At 63.3% G+C, this 16,349-nt stretch carries 17 protein-coding genes; 5 read left to right on the top strand and 12 right to left on the bottom strand.

Annotated features, from left to right (window positions below; all coding sequences use genetic code 11):
- Nucleotides 1-31 precede the first annotated feature (31 nt).
- The 6 genes from IHE57_RS15960 to IHE57_RS15935 are packed head-to-tail and all read right to left on the bottom strand — an operon-like array spanning nucleotide 32 to nucleotide 5,201.
- A complete protein-coding gene (locus IHE57_RS15960) occupies nucleotides 32-826 on the bottom strand; it encodes a tetratricopeptide repeat protein (RefSeq protein ID WP_209374609.1) in 795 nt (264 codons plus the stop codon).
- A complete protein-coding gene (locus tag IHE57_RS15955) occupies nucleotides 823-1,908 on the bottom strand; it encodes a vWA domain-containing protein (RefSeq protein WP_209374608.1) in 1,086 nt (361 codons plus the stop codon). Before IHE57_RS15955 ends, IHE57_RS15960 begins: the two co-directional genes overlap by 4 nt.
- On the bottom strand, nucleotides 1,905-2,879 hold the full coding sequence (locus IHE57_RS15950) for a vWA domain-containing protein (protein ID WP_209323444.1): 975 nt from the start codon (nucleotides 2,877-2,879) through the stop codon (nucleotides 1,905-1,907). The genes IHE57_RS15955 and IHE57_RS15950 overlap by 4 nt, the downstream gene beginning before the upstream one ends.
- Nucleotides 2,870-3,322, bottom strand: coding sequence for a hypothetical protein (locus tag IHE57_RS15945; protein ID WP_209374607.1), 453 nt, complete (start codon nucleotides 3,320-3,322; stop codon nucleotides 2,870-2,872). The genes IHE57_RS15950 and IHE57_RS15945 overlap by 10 nt, the downstream gene beginning before the upstream one ends.
- Complete coding sequence (locus tag IHE57_RS15940) at nucleotides 3,309-4,193, bottom strand: DUF58 domain-containing protein (protein ID WP_209374606.1); 885 nt, start codon at nucleotides 4,191-4,193, stop codon at nucleotides 3,309-3,311. The genes IHE57_RS15945 and IHE57_RS15940 overlap by 14 nt, the downstream gene beginning before the upstream one ends.
- Before the next feature lie 12 nt (nucleotides 4,194-4,205).
- The gene (locus IHE57_RS15935) at nucleotides 4,206-5,201 is read right to left on the bottom strand and encodes an AAA family ATPase (protein WP_209374605.1); all 996 of its coding nucleotides are present in this window, start codon (nucleotides 5,199-5,201) and stop codon (nucleotides 4,206-4,208) included.
- A gap of 666 nt (nucleotides 5,202-5,867) precedes the next feature.
- On the opposite strand from IHE57_RS15935, the gene nrdH reads away from it, so the two are divergent.
- From nrdH to IHE57_RS15910, 5 genes are all read left to right on the top strand, one after another.
- Nucleotides 5,868-6,113, top strand: a complete 246-nt coding sequence (gene nrdH / locus IHE57_RS15930; RefSeq protein ID WP_166973050.1) for a glutaredoxin-like protein NrdH — start codon at nucleotides 5,868-5,870, stop codon at nucleotides 6,111-6,113.
- A gap of 1 nt (nucleotide 6,114) precedes the next feature.
- On the top strand, nucleotides 6,115-6,528 hold the full coding sequence (gene nrdI, locus IHE57_RS15925) for a class Ib ribonucleoside-diphosphate reductase assembly flavoprotein NrdI (protein ID WP_209323440.1): 414 nt from the start codon (nucleotides 6,115-6,117) through the stop codon (nucleotides 6,526-6,528).
- 5 nt (nucleotides 6,529-6,533) lie between these two features.
- Nucleotides 6,534-8,660 carry a class 1b ribonucleoside-diphosphate reductase subunit alpha gene (gene nrdE, locus IHE57_RS15920; RefSeq protein ID WP_366933994.1) on the top strand — a complete coding sequence of 709 codons (2,127 nt, stop codon included), beginning with the start codon at nucleotides 6,534-6,536 and terminating at the stop codon, nucleotides 8,658-8,660.
- Between the two features lie 144 nt (nucleotides 8,661-8,804).
- Nucleotides 8,805-9,776, top strand: coding sequence for a class 1b ribonucleoside-diphosphate reductase subunit beta (nrdF, locus tag IHE57_RS15915; protein ID WP_209374602.1), 972 nt, complete (start codon nucleotides 8,805-8,807; stop codon nucleotides 9,774-9,776).
- A 284-nt stretch (nucleotides 9,777-10,060) separates the two neighbouring features.
- Nucleotides 10,061-10,495 carry a hemerythrin domain-containing protein gene (locus IHE57_RS15910; protein ID WP_209374600.1) on the top strand — a complete coding sequence of 145 codons (435 nt, stop codon included), beginning with the start codon at nucleotides 10,061-10,063 and terminating at the stop codon, nucleotides 10,493-10,495.
- A gap of 162 nt (nucleotides 10,496-10,657) precedes the next feature.
- On the opposite strand, the gene IHE57_RS15905 is transcribed toward IHE57_RS15910, so the two are convergent.
- The 6 genes from IHE57_RS15905 to sdhC all read right to left on the bottom strand — a co-directional run bounded on the left by IHE57_RS15905 (nucleotide 10,658) and on the right by sdhC (nucleotide 15,975).
- Complete coding sequence (locus IHE57_RS15905; RefSeq protein WP_209323436.1) at nucleotides 10,658-10,828, bottom strand: hypothetical protein; 171 nt, start codon at nucleotides 10,826-10,828, stop codon at nucleotides 10,658-10,660.
- Nucleotides 10,829-11,153: 325 nt separating this feature from the next.
- Nucleotides 11,154-12,407: a D-alanyl-D-alanine carboxypeptidase family protein gene (locus IHE57_RS15900; RefSeq protein ID WP_209374597.1), complete on the bottom strand. Its 1,254-nt coding sequence runs from the start codon at nucleotides 12,405-12,407 to the stop codon at nucleotides 11,154-11,156.
- 178 nt (nucleotides 12,408-12,585) lie between these two features.
- Nucleotides 12,586-13,377: a succinate dehydrogenase iron-sulfur subunit gene (locus IHE57_RS15895; protein ID WP_209323434.1), complete on the bottom strand. Its 792-nt coding sequence runs from the start codon at nucleotides 13,375-13,377 to the stop codon at nucleotides 12,586-12,588.
- Nucleotides 13,377-15,137 carry a succinate dehydrogenase flavoprotein subunit gene (gene sdhA / locus IHE57_RS15890; protein ID WP_209323433.1) on the bottom strand — a complete coding sequence of 587 codons (1,761 nt, stop codon included), beginning with the start codon at nucleotides 15,135-15,137 and terminating at the stop codon, nucleotides 13,377-13,379. The genes IHE57_RS15895 and sdhA overlap by 1 nt, the downstream gene beginning before the upstream one ends.
- A 9-nt stretch (nucleotides 15,138-15,146) precedes the next feature.
- On the bottom strand, nucleotides 15,147-15,596 hold the full coding sequence (locus tag IHE57_RS15885) for a succinate dehydrogenase hydrophobic membrane anchor subunit (RefSeq protein WP_209323432.1): 450 nt from the start codon (nucleotides 15,594-15,596) through the stop codon (nucleotides 15,147-15,149).
- A gap of 1 nt (nucleotide 15,597) precedes the next feature.
- On the bottom strand, nucleotides 15,598-15,975 hold the full coding sequence (gene sdhC, locus IHE57_RS15880) for a succinate dehydrogenase, cytochrome b556 subunit (protein ID WP_209323431.1): 378 nt from the start codon (nucleotides 15,973-15,975) through the stop codon (nucleotides 15,598-15,600).
- Nucleotides 15,976-16,349: the final 374 nt, after the last annotated feature.

The following is a 16,349-nucleotide window of genomic DNA, read 5'->3' as shown; positions in this document are numbered from 1 at the left end:
CAGGAGCCGGTGCGCTGCACGGAATGCTTCGTCACCAGGGCTTCTCCGGCGACGAACGGCCGCCGTTGCCGCCGGGGCCCTGCTGGCGCTGCTGCCGTTCGGAGTCCTCCCCGCGCTTCTCCAACTCCTCCCGCTTCTTCTCGCGTTCGGACTTCTCGCCGGAGTCATCGGACTTCTCGTCCTCCGAACCCTGCTTCTGATCCTCACCGTCCGAAGGAGACTCCTCATCGCCGGAGGACTTGTCCGCGTCTTTCGAGTCCTTGCTCTGCGAGTCCTCGCCGTCGGTTCCCTCCTCCTTGGCTTTCTCGCCCTTCTTCTTGTCCTCCACCCGTTCCTTGGCCTCCTCGCTCTTCTGCTTCTCCTCACTCTTCTTCGGCCGGCACTCCTGGGGTGCCTCCTCGAGCGTCTGCAGCGACCGGTCGTAGAGTTCCTGCGACTGATCCGGGTCCTGGGACGCGATCTGGTCGGCCTGCTTCTCATAGACGAATGACAGGTTGATCCGCACCGCGCATTCGGCCGAGGTCGGAGCGATCTCCAGCGCGGCCTCGAGGTCGCGCTGCGCCTTGTCGTAATCGCCGATGGCCGCCTCGGCGGTGCCGCGGTTGAAGTAGCCGATATGCCGTTGGAGGGGACTGAGGCGCAGGAAGGCGCTGGCGGCTTTCTGCGCTCCGGGGAAGTCGTTGGAGGTGTAGCGGACCTGCGAGGCAGTGCCGAAGTAGGCGGTCACCGCGATGTAGACGAAGACCAGCGCGACGATCGTGCCGACGATGAGGTTGATCTTCGTGATCCGGCGCGAGCGGGACCACAGTTCCTTGAGCCAGTTCATCGTGGGCCTCCTCGGTAGGGACGACGGGGCATGATCGCCTTCAGCCGCAGGTATTCGCGGACACCGAACACCGACTCCACGGCGATCCAGGCGAAGACGAAGATGAGGGGAACCCAGAAGTACTCATCGACAGTGACCCGACCGTCCTTCTTCACCAGCGCCTGGTCGTATTTCGGGGCGGTGTAGACACTGGAGATCGCTCCGCTGTCATCGCGGTGGTGATAGTCGACGCCGAGGTCGGAGGCGAGCTGCCGGAGATTGCCCTCGTCGATCTTCGAGATGCCCGGATTGCCGTCACGATCTCGGACGTATTCGCCCTGCGGGCCGCCTTCTGCCGAAGGCTCATCGGAACCGCCCAGTCCCGGGCCATTGCCGTCGCCGGTGTCGCCGACGCCTGCTTCGGAGTCGAAAGGATGCGGCTCTCGCATCTTCCCGCCCTGTGCGGTGCCGTAGCCGAACACAGCACCGCTGTCGATGCGGGAGGCGAAGGAGGCCCAGGAATCGGGGCTCTGCGACACCGTCTGCTCGCCGTCGCCGAAGTAGAACACGAGGTCCTTGTTGTCGGGGCGGTCCTCATCATTGGCGCTCATCCGCTTCTCGAGCTCGTCTCCGGCCTCGGTGATGGACGAGCCCTTGGAGTTCAGGGACGTCTCCGTCGCGAGGACGTCGACGGCCGAGGCGAACGCCGCATGATCGGTCGTCAGGGGCATCACCGTCGCGGCGGTCGATGCGAAGGTGATGATGCTCAGACGGGTGCCGGGGAACTCCTCGGCGAGAGCGAGCATGTCCTTCTTCACTCCCTCGAGCCGGGGCTTGTCCCCGTCGTAGTCCTCGGCCGCCATCGAGGTCGTGGTGTCGACGACGAAGTACACATCCGCTTGGGCCTCGTACTCCTCGGTCGAGGACTTGATGGGCATGCCGGGGCGGGCGAGGGCGAGGGCGAGGATCGCGACGACGCCCATGCGGGCGAACCACTTCCACCGCGGACCGTCGCCGCGGACGGCAGGGATGATGCACACAGTGAGCAGGGCGAGGACGACGAAGCCCCAGCCGAACCAGGTGAAGACGGGATCGAAGATCATGATTTCGTCCTCCACGCCAGCACGAAGACCCCAGCGAGTCCGAAGACGGCGAGTCCGAGGGGGACCGCCGGCATGTCATGGACGATGGTGTACGACCGGCCGGGGGTGTTCTCTGCCTCCTGGCTCTGGATCTCTTCGACGATGCGGTCGATGGTCGAGGCCGAACCCAGGTCGAACTGCTTGCCGCCGGTGCGGTCGGACACGGAACGCAGCTCCTTCGTCTGAGTGGTGGTCAGGATCGACGGAGGGGACAGGCTGTAGACGCGGACATCGGCATCGACGGCGATGTCGGCGGCCTCGTTGAGCTGGAACAGCGGATCGCCGGCGAGCATATTGTCTGTGGCGAAGACGATCGAGCGAGAGCGCTTCTCGTCCTTGCGATCGAAGTTGTCGACGCAGGAGACGAGGCCGTCGCCGATGAGGGAGGAGCCGCCGATGTTCGGAGGCGACGTCGACCACGAGTAGTCGGTGCCCTCAGCTCCCCAGGTCCGGAAACCGTCCTCCGCCTCGGCGAGGAAGTTCTCCACCATCTCGTAGTCGTCGGTGAGGGGGAAGGCCGAAACGGCCGTGGCATTGAACACGGTCATCCCGATGCGCTCCCCGTCGAATCTGTCGACGAGCTCCTGGTAGGCCTCGAGCAGATCGGCATCGTAGCCGAGCATGGACCCCGAGACGTCGAGGCAGAGCATGACATCGCGCAGCTTCTTCTCCGGGTTGACCGTCTCGATCCAGGCCGGTCGGGCGATGCCGGCCAGCGCCGAGACCCCGGTGAGGACGATGACGCCGAGAAAGGCGACCGTCGTGATCAGACGGGTGCGCATGGCGCGGCGGAAGCTGGGCAGGCTGGTCATCCGGCCGCTGTGGGCCACGGCCAGAGAGGCCGGCTTGGCTTTCGGGCGGCGGAAGAGGAAGACCGCGGAAGCGGCGAGGACGAGCAGGATGAGGGCGAGCCACCAGAACATCAGGACCATCTGGCCACCAGCTTCCTGGCATCGGCGATCTGGGCCCGCAGGCCGGCCGGCTCCGTCTCAGCGAACTCGGCTTCGTAGAGACCCAGCAGGCACGCGGCGAGGTCATCGAGTCCGGCGACCGCGGCATCACGGTAGGTGAGGTGCTCGGCTTTGACGCCCCAGGCGTCATGGGCGAAATCGCGCACGACCTTCGCCAGCTGTCGGGCCGCGTCGCGGACGTCCGGGCTCTCCGCGCCCAGGGCCGTCTCCACGGTCGTGATGCGCGACAGATAAGTGCTGCGCACGGGGATCGGGACGCGTGGTCCCGCCGCCTCGGTCGCTCCGGCGGCGAGTCGGATGAGCGGGGCGAAGAGGTTGAACAGGGCGATGAGCAGCACGAGGGAGACCGCGACATACCACGCGGGTGAGATCTGCAGCGGTGCGACGAGTTCAGCGGGGCCCACGGCGGTGCCTCAGCAGAAGAGTGTGAAGACGGCCCAGGGCCGCCTTCGGATGGTCGATCTCGGCATGGGCGATGCCCAGCTTCGCGAGCAGATCGATGCGATGCTGCCTGCGGGCCGCCTCGGCGTTGGCGAATTCCTGTCTCACCTGGGGCTGCGTCATCACGGAAGTCGGCAGTCCGTGTTCGGGGCGGGCGACGTCGAACGGCGCCGAGGCGGGCGGCAGTCCGGCGAGATCCGCGTCGGTGATCGTGATCCACAGGACCTCGTGCTGGGCGCGCAGCCGTCGGATCGTCGCTTCCTCCTCCGGACCCAGGGGAGCCTGATCGGAGATGACGACGAGCAGCATCCGATGCTTGATGTGGCTGGTGATCCACTGCAGCTGTGAGCTGATCGAGCCGGGTGTCGAGGTGCCTGATTCGGCGAGGATCTGCTGCAGCAGGTGCTCGAGGTGGGCTTCGCTGCCCTTTCTGGGGGAGGCGGTCGTGCGTTCGGCATGTCCATGGATGAGCATGACGTCGTCACCGTGGCGCACGGCGAGGTAGCCGACCATTCCGGCCATGAGGATCGCCAAGTGGCGTTTGTCCGCTCCGGCCGAGGTCACGGCATCGAAGTCCCGGGAGGTGTCGACGACGAGGCCGAGGATGTGCCTGCGGTGGGCGACGTAGCGTTTGACCAGGGGATCGGAGTGCCGGGCGGTGGCCTTCCAGTCGATATCGCGGATCTCGTCGCCGGGAATATAGTCGCGCAGATCGTCGAAGTCGAGGCTGTGGCCGTGGAAGACCGAGGAGTAGTCGCCGTCGAGGAGACGACGGGTCCGCCGATGGGCGTGGATGGTCATCCGTGCCTTGATGCGGTTGAGCAGGACAGTCATCGTCGCAGCCGATCAGGGGGTGGGCACGGCCATGAGGAGGGCATCGACGATCTGAGTGCTCGTGATGTTCTCGGCGGCGGCCTCGAAGTTGAGTTGGATGCGGTGGGCCAGGACCCGGTGGGCGAGGTCCTTGATGTCTTCGGGGATGACGTAGTTGCGGCCGCGGATCATCGCCAGGGCACGTCCGGCATTGGTGAACGCGATCGAGGCGCGCGGGCTGGCACCGTACTCGATGAAGGGGGCGAAGCGGCCGAGGTACTTGCCCGTATTGCGAGTGGCGTGGACGAGCTCGACAAGATACCGGGTGATCGCAGGATCGATGTAGATCGTGCGCGCATAGCGCTGCATGGTCGTCACATCGTCGAGGGTGCAGGCCGGGTCCGGGACCGAGTCCTTGTCGAAGACGCCCGAGTCGAGGCGGGAGAGGATCTCGACCTCCTCGGATGGGTTCGGATGGGTGAGCAGGTCCTTGATCATGAATCGATCGAGCTGGGCCTCGGGCAGCTGGTAGGTGCCTTCCTGCTCGATCGGGTTCTGCGTGGCCATGACGAGGAAGGGGCGGGGGAGCTCGAAGCGTCGGCCGCCGATGGTCGTCTGCTTCTCCTGCATGGCCTCGAGCATTGCCGACTGGGTCTTCGCCGAGGAGCGGTTGATCTCGTCGAGGAGGACGATATTGGCGTGCACCGGACCGAGCACGGTGTTGAACGAGCCTTCGTGCGCGTTGTAGATCTGCGAGCCGATGATGTCGGCCGGCAGCAGATCGGGGGTGCACTGGATGCGGGAGAACTTCCCGTCCACGGCATTGGCCAGAGCCGCCGCGGCCGTGGTCTTCGCCAGGCCCGGGACGCTTTCGAGCAGCAGGTGCCCGCTGGACAGCAGTCCGATGAGCAGGGACTCCCGCAGGCGCTGCTGGCCGACGACGAAATGGTCGAGGTAGGACTCCAGACCGTTGAGGATCGTCTTCGCATGAGCGATCTCCTGGGTGTTGGCCGGTGCCGTCGCCGTCATAGTCGGTGCCTCTCGGTTCGTCGTGGTGTGTCCTCCAGCATATTGGCTGACACTGACGTGAGACAGCCGCCGAGGTGTCAGTGCTGACACACGACCGCGGCGACCGGCCTCGGCACCTGCCTGCAGCGGATGGCTGTGTCCGGGCATGTGCGCCGGCCGGCGCGATCGCGCTGCTGTGTCAGCAGCGACCTGTAACGTCGAAGGGACCCGATACGGACGATGCCGGACCGGAAACGGACACCGGGAGGGAGGCAGGATTCGCTTCGTGTGAGGGCAGCGGGAAGAGGAGCAGCGCATGAAGAGCAGAACGGTCGCGACACACCCACAGGCAAAATTATTTTCTGTGGAAAGCGGTGGAAAAACTCAGTGGGAAACGGCGGGAAAAATGACGCATCGGCGGCCGATCCCCGTGTCCTCGCTGGTGATCGAACTACACGAGTGTCGTTCACAGCCTGTGGACGAATGTGGACGACGAGAACACAGGGTGTGGACCGTCGGAACGACACTGGTGTAACACTGGATATAGGGGTAAGGTCGTACCCGAACACAACATCTAGTGGTCAACCCTGAGCCTGCGCCTCGTGATCTTCATCATGATTCGACATGGAGAGGGCATGGTCACACCAAACAGAACGCGGAGCCGCAAGGCAGAATTGAGGAGTCGTCATGATCACCGTGTACACCAAGCCGGCTTGTGTCCAGTGCAATGCAACCTACCGTGCGCTCGACGCCAAGGGGCTGAAGTACAAGTCGGTCGATCTCAGCGTCGATGAGAACGCCCTCGACGTCGTCAAGGCCATGGGCTACATGCAGGCCCCCGTCGTCGTCACCGACAACGACCACTGGTCGGGATTCCGCCCGGACAAGATCGCCACCCTGACCGGCGAGCAGACGGCTTCCGTCGTGGCCTGAAATGCTTCTCGTCTACTACTCCAGTAGCTCTGAATTCACCCACCGCTTCGTCGGCAAGCTGCGGCACCCGGCTCGCCGGATCCCGCTGCTGACGAAGCAGGAGACACTGAGGGTCGACGAACCGTTCGTCCTCATGACTCCCACCTACGGGGCCGGCCGCAATCAAGGGGCCGTCCCCAAGCAGGTCATCAAATTCCTCAATATCGAAGAGAACAGACGCCACCTCATCGGCGTCATCGGCGCCGGAAACACGAACTTCGGCGAAGATTACTGTCGCGCGGCCAAGAAGGTCGCCGTCAAATGTCAAGTGCCCCTCATGTACCGAGTCGAACTCCTGGGAACCCAGGAGGACGTCGACACGGTGAATCTAGGATTGGATAAACTGTGCGCGAGCTCGCTGAAGACCGCAATGTAGAGGACATCATCCGCGAAGAGACGGATCTGGACTACCACGCGCTCAACGCCATGCTGAACTTGTATGACGAGAGCGGACGGATCCAGTTCGAGCGTGACAAGCAGGCTGCCCGGCAGTACTTCCTGCAGCACGTGAACAACAACACCGTCTTCTTCCATGACCTCAAGGAGAAGCTCGACTACCTCGTCGAGAAGGACTACTACGAACCCGAGGTCCTCGAACAGTACTCCTTCGAATTCATCGAGGAGCTGTCGAAGCGGGCCTACGAGCACAAGTTCCGCTTCCAGACCTTCCTCGGCGCGTTCAAGTTCTACACCTCGTACACGCTCAAGACCTTCGACGGCAAGCGCTACCTCGAACGCTTCGAAGACCGTGTCGTCATGGTCGCGCTCTTCCTGGCCCGAGGCGACGAGACGCTGGCCAGGCAGCTCGTCGACGAGATCATCGCCGGACGCTTCCAGCCGGCCACCCCGACCTTCCTCAATGCCGGGAAGAAGCAGCGCGGAGAGCTCGTCTCCTGCTTCCTGCTGCGCATCGAGGACAATATGGAGTCGATCGGCCGGTCCATCAACTCCGCGCTGCAGCTGTCCAAGCGCGGAGGCGGCGTGGCCTTCGCCCTGACGAACATCCGTGAGTCCGGTGCCCCGATCAAGAAGATCGAGAACCAGTCCTCCGGCGTCATCCCCGTCATGAAGCTGCTCGAGGACTCCTTCTCCTACGCCAACCAGCTGGGAGCTCGTCAGGGCGCCGGTGCCGTCTACCTGCACGCCCACCACCCCGACATCTACAGCTTCCTCGACACCAAGCGCGAGAACGCCGACGAGAAGATTCGGATCAAGACCCTGTCCCTGGGCGTCGTGATCCCGGACATCACCTTCGAACTGGCCAAGCGCAACGAGGACATGTACCTCTTCAGCCCCTACGACGTCGAACGCGTCTACGGCGTGCCGTTCTCCGACATCAATGTCTCCGAGAAGTACACGGAGCTGGTCGACAACGCGGCGATCAAGAAGAAGAAGATCAACGCGCGCGAGTTCTTCCAGACCCTGGCCGAGATCCAGTTCGAGTCCGGCTACCCGTACGTGATGTTCGAAGACACCGTCAACAAGGCGAACCCGATCGACGGCAAGATCATCATGTCCAACCTGTGCTCGGAGATCCTCCAGGTCTCCGAACCCAGCAAATACGACGACGACCTCGGCTACGATGTCGTCGGCAAGGACATCTCCTGCAACCTCGGTTCACTCAACATCGCCTTGACGATGGACTCGGAGGACTTCGGTCGGACCATCGAGACCGCGATCCGCGGACTCACTGCAGTCGCCGAGACTTCGAACATCCAGTCCGTGCCGTCGATCGCACGCGGCAACGACATGTCGCATGCCATCGGCCTGGGCCAGATGAACCTCCACGGCTACCTCGCTCGTGAGCACGTCTACTACGGCTCCGACGAAGGCCTGGACTTCACGAACATGTACTTCTACACCGTCGCCTACCACTGTGTGCGGGCGTCGATGGAGATCGCGAAGGAACGCGGCACCACCTTCGCCGGGTTCGAGCGTTCGGAGTACGCCACCGGTGAGTACTTCGACAAGTACACCGACGAGGTATGGCAGCCGCGCACCGAACGCGTCAAGGAGCTGTTCGCCGAGGCTGGTGTGCACATCCCGACGCAGGACGATTGGCGCGAGCTCAAGGCCCAGGTGGCTGAGCACGGCATCTACAACCAGAACCTGCAGGCCGTGCCGCCGACCGGCTCGATCTCGTACATCAACAATTCGACCTCGTCGATCCACCCGGTGGCCTCGAAGATCGAGATCCGCAAGGAAGGCAAGGTCGGGCGCGTGTACTACCCGGCTCCCTTCATGGACAATGACAATCTCGAGTACTACCAGGATGCCTACGAGATCGGCTACGAGAAGATCATCGACACCTATGCCGAGGCCACGAAGCACGTGGACCAGGGGCTGTCGCTGACTCTGTTCTTCATGGACACCGCCACCACTCGTGACATCAACAAGGCGCAGATCTACGCCTGGCGCAAGGGCATCAAGACGATCTACTACATCCGGCTGCGGCAGCTCGCGCTGCAGGGCACGGAGGTCGAGGGCTGCGTCTCCTGCATGCTCTGATCAGAGAACTCGGCGGACCGATGCGAATCGGTCCGCCGGCTTCGTGCCGGGCCGCCTCGAGCAGTGTGTCCGCGCACATGACTTCGTCTGCCGTGCAGACAGCTCGTACTCACGACGAACAAGACTTTGGGAAGAGAGAAAGCGTTGGAGAATCTGACTCTGGCCTCGCACGTCGACGCCATCAACTGGAACCGCGTCGTCGATCCTATCGACGATGAGGTCTGGGACCGCCTGACGGGGAACTTCTGGCTGCCGGAGAAGGTTCCGCTGAGCAACGACATCCCCTCGTGGGCGACGTTGACCGATGATGAGAAGACGCTGACCATGCGCGTCTTCACGGGTCTCACCCTGCTCGACACGATTCAGGGCACCGTCGGTGCGATCTCGCTCATTCCCGATGCCGTGACCCCGCACGAAGAGGCCGTGCTCACGAACATCGCGTTCATGGAGAGCGTGCATGCGAAGTCCTATTCATCGATCTTCTCCACTCTGTGCTCGACGAAGGAGATCGACGAGGCGTTCCGCTGGTCGCGTGAGAACACCTACCTGCAGGCGAAGGCCGACATCATCCTCAGCTACTACCGAGGTGACGACCCGCTCAAGCGCAAGGTCGCCTCGACGCTGCTCGAGTCGTTCCTCTTCTACTCCGGCTTCTACCTGCCGATGTACTGGTCGGCCCACGCCAAGCTCACGAACACCGCTGATCTGATCCGCCTGATCATCCGCGATGAGGCCGTGCACGGCTACTACATCGGCTACAAGTACCAGAAGGGCCTCGAATCGCAGTCTGAGGAGCGCAAGCAGGAGCTCAAGGACTACACGATGAACCTCATGTTCGAGCTGTACGAGAACGAGGTCTCCTACACCCACGACATCTACGATTCGGTCGGGCTGGCCGAGGACTGCAAGATGTTCCTCCACTACAACGCCAACAAGGCGCTGATGAACCTCGGCTACGAAGCGATGTTCCCCAAGGAGGTCACGAAGGTCAACCCGGCCATCCTCGCGGCGCTCTCGCCCGGCAGCGATGAGAACCACGACTTCTTCTCCGGTTCGGGATCGTCCTATGTCATCGGCAAGGCCGAGAACACCGAAGACGACGACTGGGATTTCTGAGCCCAGGTCCACGGACTGACAGAGGTCCGGAATCGCAGTTCTCTGCGGTTCCGGACCTTTTTCACGTTCACCCGAGATAGACGCGATTGCGTTACGGCTGAAGTCCGTCGTCGTCCATTGCCGGCCCGCAGCATTCATCGCCGTCCGCCCGATCATCGCGTCCACCTTCGTCCATCGCCCGAGCTGCCACCGCATTCGCTGCCGGCCGAGCGACCTGCCGGAGTGGCACAATCGGAAGACGAGGTCATATCGACCCGCGTCGTCTGTGGAAGGAACGGTGCATCATGGCGGACTCAACAACGGGGGAGAGCGGAGGACTCAGCATCGGAGAGGTGCTTGAGCGAGACCACCACCGCATCGACGGATACTTCGAGGCCTTCGCGAAATCGCTGGCAGGCGACGGACCGATCGACACTGGCGCCTTCGCGACGGGGGCCGCAGGACTGCGTCATCACATCTATGTCGAAGAGGTGCTTCACTTCCCGGCGATGAAAGCCGGAGGGCTCATGGGGCCGGTCTTCGTCATGCTGCGGGAACACGGTGAGCTGTGGGACCGCATGGATGAGATCGCCGCCCAGTTGGAGGCCGGAGCCGAGCGGCGCGAAATCGCTCCCGTCTGGAAGGCTTTGGAGGGCGGCCTCGAGGCGCACAACGACAAGGAGGAGAAGATCCTCTACCCTGCCGGTGACGACCTGCTCACCGACGATCTCGGCGAGTAGATCCTCGAAACCCTTGCGAACCCGGACATCCCAGAAGGCTGGACCTGCGAGATGTCGGGTCGAAGCTGAACAGGAGAAGCTGTTGGTTCCGAGGTGAATGAGCAACGCCCACCCGCTGCGTAAAACCCGGCAGCGAGTGGGCGTCTTCGTGACCTGCCTGGATCAGGCAGCGGCCATCGGCGTGATCTCACGCAACGAGGTGCCCGTGTACAGCACGAGGCGACCGGTCGCATCCTCGATGGTGACTTCGCCAGGAGCCTGGTGAACGATCTTCGGATCGATCATTCCTGCGTGTGCGAGTCCACTCCGGACCCACTGTGGGAACTCAGACATGGGTTCCCTCCTTTCTTCAGTTGTGAATAGCAGGCAGCGACGCATGCTATTCCTCAGGTGTTCGAGTCGGCGACGGGGTGATCGCCAATGGGGATCGCAATTCGAAGAGACACAGTGTCCTGATCATTCATCTGCAATGACGAACCGAGATCGGAGCCGGAGACAAGGACGGCTGATCGTCAGGAGCGACGCCACGATCGGTTCGATGAATGCGGACAACTTCGAACGTGAACCCCTAGCATAACCCTGCGCTTGCCATCCAGTCAATCGACGGTGGTATGAGTCACAGATTCACTGAGATCCCTCGCAGGCGCCCTGTTCGTGCTTACCGTCCGTTCATCCGTGCGCGCACGCGCATCCAGACCACCACCGTGATGATCATCAGCGCCACCCCGCCGGCCAGAAGGCCGAGGGCCAAAGGGTTCTCGAGCGCTGCATGAAGCGAACGGGACGCAAACGAGGGAGCAGCCGAACCACTCGCCTCCTCGGTCGTGGACGCCGGCGTCGAGTCCTCGACGGCACCACCCGCATCACTCGAGCTGCCCGCGGCAGTGGGATCGGCCTCGGCGGTGGCCTGGAGCCCGACCGGGACAGTCTGCAGGGACTTCGGATCCTTCTGCGCGAAATCCCATTCGAGGAGGTCGACGGCCGCTTGCCGGGAGTGGTTGTCGACGCCGAGCATCGTCGCCACCACCCGGTGGCCGTCCCGCTTCGCTACGGCGACATAGGACCCCTTCGCGGAGCGGGTGTACCCGTTCTTCAGACCGAGCCCGCCGTCGACCTGGCCGACGATCTTCGTATGGTTCTGGATTTCGTAGCCGGAGAACTTCTCCTTTGTCTGCGGATTCTTCCCACCCGGGAACTGATAAGTCTCCGTCCCGATGACCTTCATCAGATAGTCGTTCTCACAGACCGCCCACGCCAGCTTCATGAGATCCTCGGCCGTCGTGTACTGGCCCTTGGCATCGAGGCCCGAGGTATTCATCGCATGGGTGTTCGTCATGCCCAGCTCCGCGGCCTTGTCATTCATCAGCTTGACGGCTCTGTCCTGCCCTCCGGCCGCGCGACCGAGCGCGTTCGCAGCATCATTGGCACTGGACATGAGCATCGCGTGGAAGAGCAGGTCGACGGTGTACTCGTTCTGCTGCATGAGGCCGACCTTCGTCCCGTCGGTCTCCATGTCCTCGTATTCGGCCGTGATCTTCTGCTTCTTGTCATCGAGCACATCGACGAGGGCGAGAGCGGTGAGCAGTTTGATCGTCGATGCCGGCGCATGGCGCTTCTCGATGTTCTTCGCCACGTGCAGATCCCCGGAGTCCAAGTCCCCGACCAGCCACGACGTTCCCACAGGGGCCGGAGGCTTCGCACCGTCGCCGAGGTCGTCGGGCGTCACGTACGCCTTCGGCGTCTCCGCAGTCGGCTGGGGCACCGCGTGCGAGGGTGCGGGGGACCAGACGAGCTGTGCCGCTGCGAACAGGACCACCACGACAGCGCAGACGACGACGTGGTACACCGAGCGCTGCGAAGGTGCGGGGATCGTCTGAGTCAGCGCAGCGGAGGAAGGGCGAAGTGAACGCATGCGCCCCAGTTTACGACCGTGCGGAGATCCCGCTCCTCAGGTTCCCCTCACCGAGGCGGCGCCCCCAGATGGCGTGAATGGCCATCACATGCGGAAGCGGCCGTGCACTCGAAAGTGCACGGCCGCCTCGGCGAAGCTGTTCGCGTCGAACTTCAGAACGCGCGACCGGAAGCCGCGGTCAGAACGCGCGCTGCAGAATCGCCTGCTTCACCTCGGCGATGGCCTTGGTGACCTCGATGCCGCGGGGGCAGGCCTCGGTGCAGTTGAAGGTGGTGCGGCAGCGCCACACGCCTTCCTTGTCGTTGAGGACCTCGAGGCGCATGTCTCCGCCTTCGTCACGCGAATCGAAGATGAAACGGTGCGCGTTGACGATGGCCGCCGGCCCGAAGTACTGGCCGTCGGTCCAGAACACGGGGCACGAAGACGTGCACGCAGCGCACAGGATGCACTTCGTGGTGTCGTCGAATGCCTGACGCTGCTCGGCCGACTGCAGGCGCTCACGCGTGGGCTCATGACCGGAGGTGATGAGGAACGGCATGATCTCGCGGTACGACTGGAAGAAGGGCTCCATGTCGACGATCATGTCCTTCTCCAGCGGCAGGCCCTTGATGGCCTCGACGATGATCGGCTTGGACGTGTCGAGATCCTTCAGCAGGGTCTTGCAGGCCAGACGGTTGCGGCCGTTGATGCGCATGGCATCGGAACCGCACACGCCATGGGCGCAGGACCGGCGGAAGGACAGCGAGCCGTCGATCTCCCACTTGATCTTGTGGAGGGCGTCGAGCACACGGTCGGTGCCGTACATCGTGACGTTGTATTCCTCCCAGTGCGGCTCCGAGTCCTGCTCGGGGTCGAAGCGAGCGATCCGGAAGGTGCAGTCGAACGACGGAATCGATCCGGCGTCTCCGGCCACATGATCGGGCAGGTCGATCTTCGACGCTGGCTCGGCGGGTGTTGTATCGGTGCTCATCAGTACTTACGCTCCATCGGCTGGTAACGGGTGACGATGACGGGCTTCGTCTCGAGACGCATGCCCTTGATGCCGTCGGTCTCCGCTTCGGGATCGAGGTAGGTCATCGTGTGGTGCATGAAGTTCTCGTCGTCACGATCCGGGAAGTCCTCGCGGAAGTGGCCTCCGCGCGACTCCTTCCGGTGGATCGCCGCGACGGAGATGACTTCGGCGAGTTCGAGCAGGAAGCCCAGCTCGACTGCCTCGAGCAGATCGAGGTTGTAGCGCTTGCCCCGGTCCTGGATGCCCACGTTGTTGTAGCGTTCGCGCAGTTTGGCGATCTCGTTGAGCGCTTCGCGCAGCGACTCGTCGGTGCGGAACACCTGCACGTTGGAATCCATGATCTCCTGCAGATCCTTGCGGATGGCGCCGATGCGTTCGGTTCCGTCCGAGGTCCGCATCTTCTCGAGCAGCTCGACGACGTCCGTCTCCGGGTTCTCCGGAAGTTCGACGACGTCGGCGGTCTTCGCGTACTCCGCGGCGGCGATACCGGCGCGCTTGCCGAAGACGTTGATGTCGAGAAGCGAGTTCGTGCCCAGGCGGTTCGAGCCGTGCACGGACACGCAGGCGCATTCACCGGCGGCGTAGAGGCCGGGGATGACGTTGTCGGTGTCGGCGAGCACCTCGGCGTTGATGTTCGTCGGGATGCCGCCCATCGCGTAGTGCGCGGTCGGGAAGACCGGCACCGGCTCCGTGTAGGGCTCCACGCCGAGGTAGGTGCGGGCGAACTCCGTGATATCCGGCAGCTTCGCGTCGATGTGCGCGGGCTCGAGGTGGGTGAGGTCGAGGAGGACGTAGTCCTTGTTCGGCCCGGCCCCACGGCCCTCGCGCACCTCGTTGGCCATCGAACGGGCCACGATGTCACGCGGGGCGAGGTCCTTGATCGTCGGGGCGTAGCGCTCCATGAAGCGCTCACCCTCGGAGTTGCGGAGGATTCCGCCCTCACCGCGGGCCGCCTCGGAGAGCAGGATGCCCAGCCCGGCCAGACCCGTGGGATGGAACTGGAAGAACTCCATGTCCTCCAGCGGGATGCCGCGGTTGTAGGTCACTGCCATGCCGTCGCCGGTCAGGGTGTGGGCATTCGAGGTGGTCTTGAAGACCTTGCCCACGCCTCCGGTGGCGAAGACGATCGACTTGGCCTGGAAGACGTGGATCTCACCGGTGGCGAGCTCGTAGGAGACGACGCCCGCCGGACGCTTGACCCCGTCGACCTCGGTCATGATGATGTCGAGGACGTAGAACTCGTTGTAGAACTCCACACCGTGCTTGACGCACTGTTGGTACAGGGTCTGGAGGATCATGTGACCGGTGCGGTCGGCCGCGTAGCACGAGCGGCGAACGGCCGACTTGCCGTGGTCACGAGTGTGGCCGCCGAAGCGGCGCTGGTCGATCTTGCCTTCGGGGGTGCGGTTGAACGGCAGCCCCATCTTCTCGAGATCGAGCACGGCGTCGATGGCTTCCTTGGCCATCACCTCGGCGGCGTCCTGGTCGACGAGGTAGTCACCGCCCTTGACGGTGTCGAAGGTGTGCCATTCCCAGTTGTCCTCTTCCACGTTCGCCAGGGCCGCGCACATGCCTCCCTGGGCTGCGCCGGTGTGCGAACGGGTGGGGTAGAGCTTGGTCAGCACTGCGGTGCGGGCGCGCTGACCCGACTCGATCGCCGCGCGCATGCCGGCGCCGCCGGCGCCGACGATGACGACGTCGTAATGATGTACCTGCATGTTTCTCCTTTAGGCCTTGCAGAACTCAGCCAGGACCGAGGGGTCCGCTCCGGCCGGGCAGGGATCGAACGTGAAGATGACGAGCGTGCCGAGCACGATGACGATGACCGCGGCGATGTAGAGGATCACCTGCAGGGCCATGCGAGTGCTGGGCTTCTCGGAGTAGTCCATGATGATGGTGCGCAGGCCGTTGGTGCCGTGCAGCATCGCCAGCCACAGCATGAGCAGATCCCAGATCTGCCAGAACGGGCTGGCCCACTTGCCTGCGACGAAGCCGAAGTCGATGGCCTGCACGCCGTCGCCGACCCACAGATTGACGAACAGGTGGCCGAAGATGAGGATGACGAGGACGACTCCGGAGATGCGCATGAACAGCCATGCGAACATCTCGAACTTCGAACGCGTCGATTTGTGCCGGGAGTAGCCGGTCCGCGGGGCCGGAATGGATGTTGTGCTCATGTCAGCCTCCGAAAGTGTGCATCAGCTGGCGGGGAATGAAGGCGATCATGATGATGAGCCAGATGACCATGACTCCCCAGAACAGCTTCTTCTGATTCTTCGGGCCACTCTTCGAGAAGTCGACGAGAATGACGCGAAGGCCGTTGAACGCATGGAATGCGATGGCGGCGACAAGCGCGATCTCACCGAATGCCATGACCGGTGTCTTGTAGGTTCCGATCACTGCGTTGTAGGCCTCGGGCGAGACACGGACGAGTGCAGTATCGAGCACGTGGACCAGAAGGAAGAAGAAGATTCCGACGCCTGTGACGCGATGCGCGACCCAGGACCACATTCCTTCGTTTCCTCGGTACAGAGTGCCCGTAGACGCTTTGGCCACGGAGCATCCTCCATCTTGATAATTCGGGTGTGTACGACTAGAAACTACGCTCAAGACCGCTTCCGTGCCAGTCGGGACGCCCCTGAGCGTGCCGGATCACACCACAACCCTGGCAATTCCCTCAATACTGGGATCGTGCGTCTCACGGATTTCCATTTACATCACAGTCGTATGCGCTAATTGCTTCGGCCTCCGCGCTGACCTGGCTCGCCCTCGGGCAGCCGTGAAAGGCGGCGCGGCCCTGCACGCGAGGGGGAGCCCAGCCACCGAGGCGGCCCCGCCCGCGGTTGACGAGTGCCGCCCGTTACATTCATTGTCAAGCAGCAGCTGGGGTCTTCGCCTCGTAGAAGGCCCCGGTCTTGACCATCGCGAAC

The sequence above is a fragment of the Brevibacterium renqingii genome (genome assembly GCF_017808105.1).
Classification (GTDB): domain Bacteria; phylum Actinomycetota; class Actinomycetes; order Actinomycetales; family Brevibacteriaceae; genus Brevibacterium; species Brevibacterium renqingii.
The sequence above is the reverse complement of the archived record's forward strand: the minus strand, read 5'-3'. Positions and strand labels throughout refer to the sequence as shown.

Bases quoted from the DNA above. Each gene is read 5' to 3' on its own strand.
- IHE57_RS15940 (WP_209374606.1), bottom strand. From the start codon at position 4,193: ATGACTGTCCTGCTCAACCGCATCAAGGCACGGATGACCATCCACGCC.
- IHE57_RS15935 (WP_209374605.1), bottom strand. From the start codon at position 5,201: ATGACGGCGACGGCACCGGCCAACACCCAGGAGATCGCTCATGCGAAG.
- nrdH (WP_166973050.1), top strand. From the start codon at position 5,868: ATGATCACCGTGTACACCAAGCCGGCTTGTGTCCAGTGCAATGCAACC.
- IHE57_RS15895 (WP_209323434.1), bottom strand. From the start codon at position 13,377: ATGAGCACCGATACAACACCCGCCGAGCCAGCGTCGAAGATCGACCTG.
- IHE57_RS15955 (WP_209374608.1), bottom strand. From the start codon at position 1,908: ATGATCTTCGATCCCGTCTTCACCTGGTTCGGCTGGGGCTTCGTCGTC.
- IHE57_RS15885 (WP_209323432.1), bottom strand. From the start codon at position 15,596: ATGAGCACAACATCCATTCCGGCCCCGCGGACCGGCTACTCCCGGCAC.
- IHE57_RS15950 (WP_209323444.1), bottom strand. From the start codon at position 2,879: ATGGTCCTGATGTTCTGGTGGCTCGCCCTCATCCTGCTCGTCCTCGCC.
- IHE57_RS15910 (WP_209374600.1), top strand. From the start codon at position 10,061: ATGGCGGACTCAACAACGGGGGAGAGCGGAGGACTCAGCATCGGAGAG.
- sdhA (WP_209323433.1), bottom strand. From the start codon at position 15,137: ATGCAGGTACATCATTACGACGTCGTCATCGTCGGCGCCGGCGGCGCC.
- IHE57_RS15905 (WP_209323436.1), bottom strand. From the start codon at position 10,828: ATGTCTGAGTTCCCACAGTGGGTCCGGAGTGGACTCGCACACGCAGGA.
- IHE57_RS15960 (WP_209374609.1), bottom strand. From the start codon at position 826: ATGAACTGGCTCAAGGAACTGTGGTCCCGCTCGCGCCGGATCACGAAG.
- nrdI (WP_209323440.1), top strand. From the start codon at position 6,115: ATGCTTCTCGTCTACTACTCCAGTAGCTCTGAATTCACCCACCGCTTC.
- IHE57_RS15900 (WP_209374597.1), bottom strand. From the start codon at position 12,407: ATGCGTTCACTTCGCCCTTCCTCCGCTGCGCTGACTCAGACGATCCCC.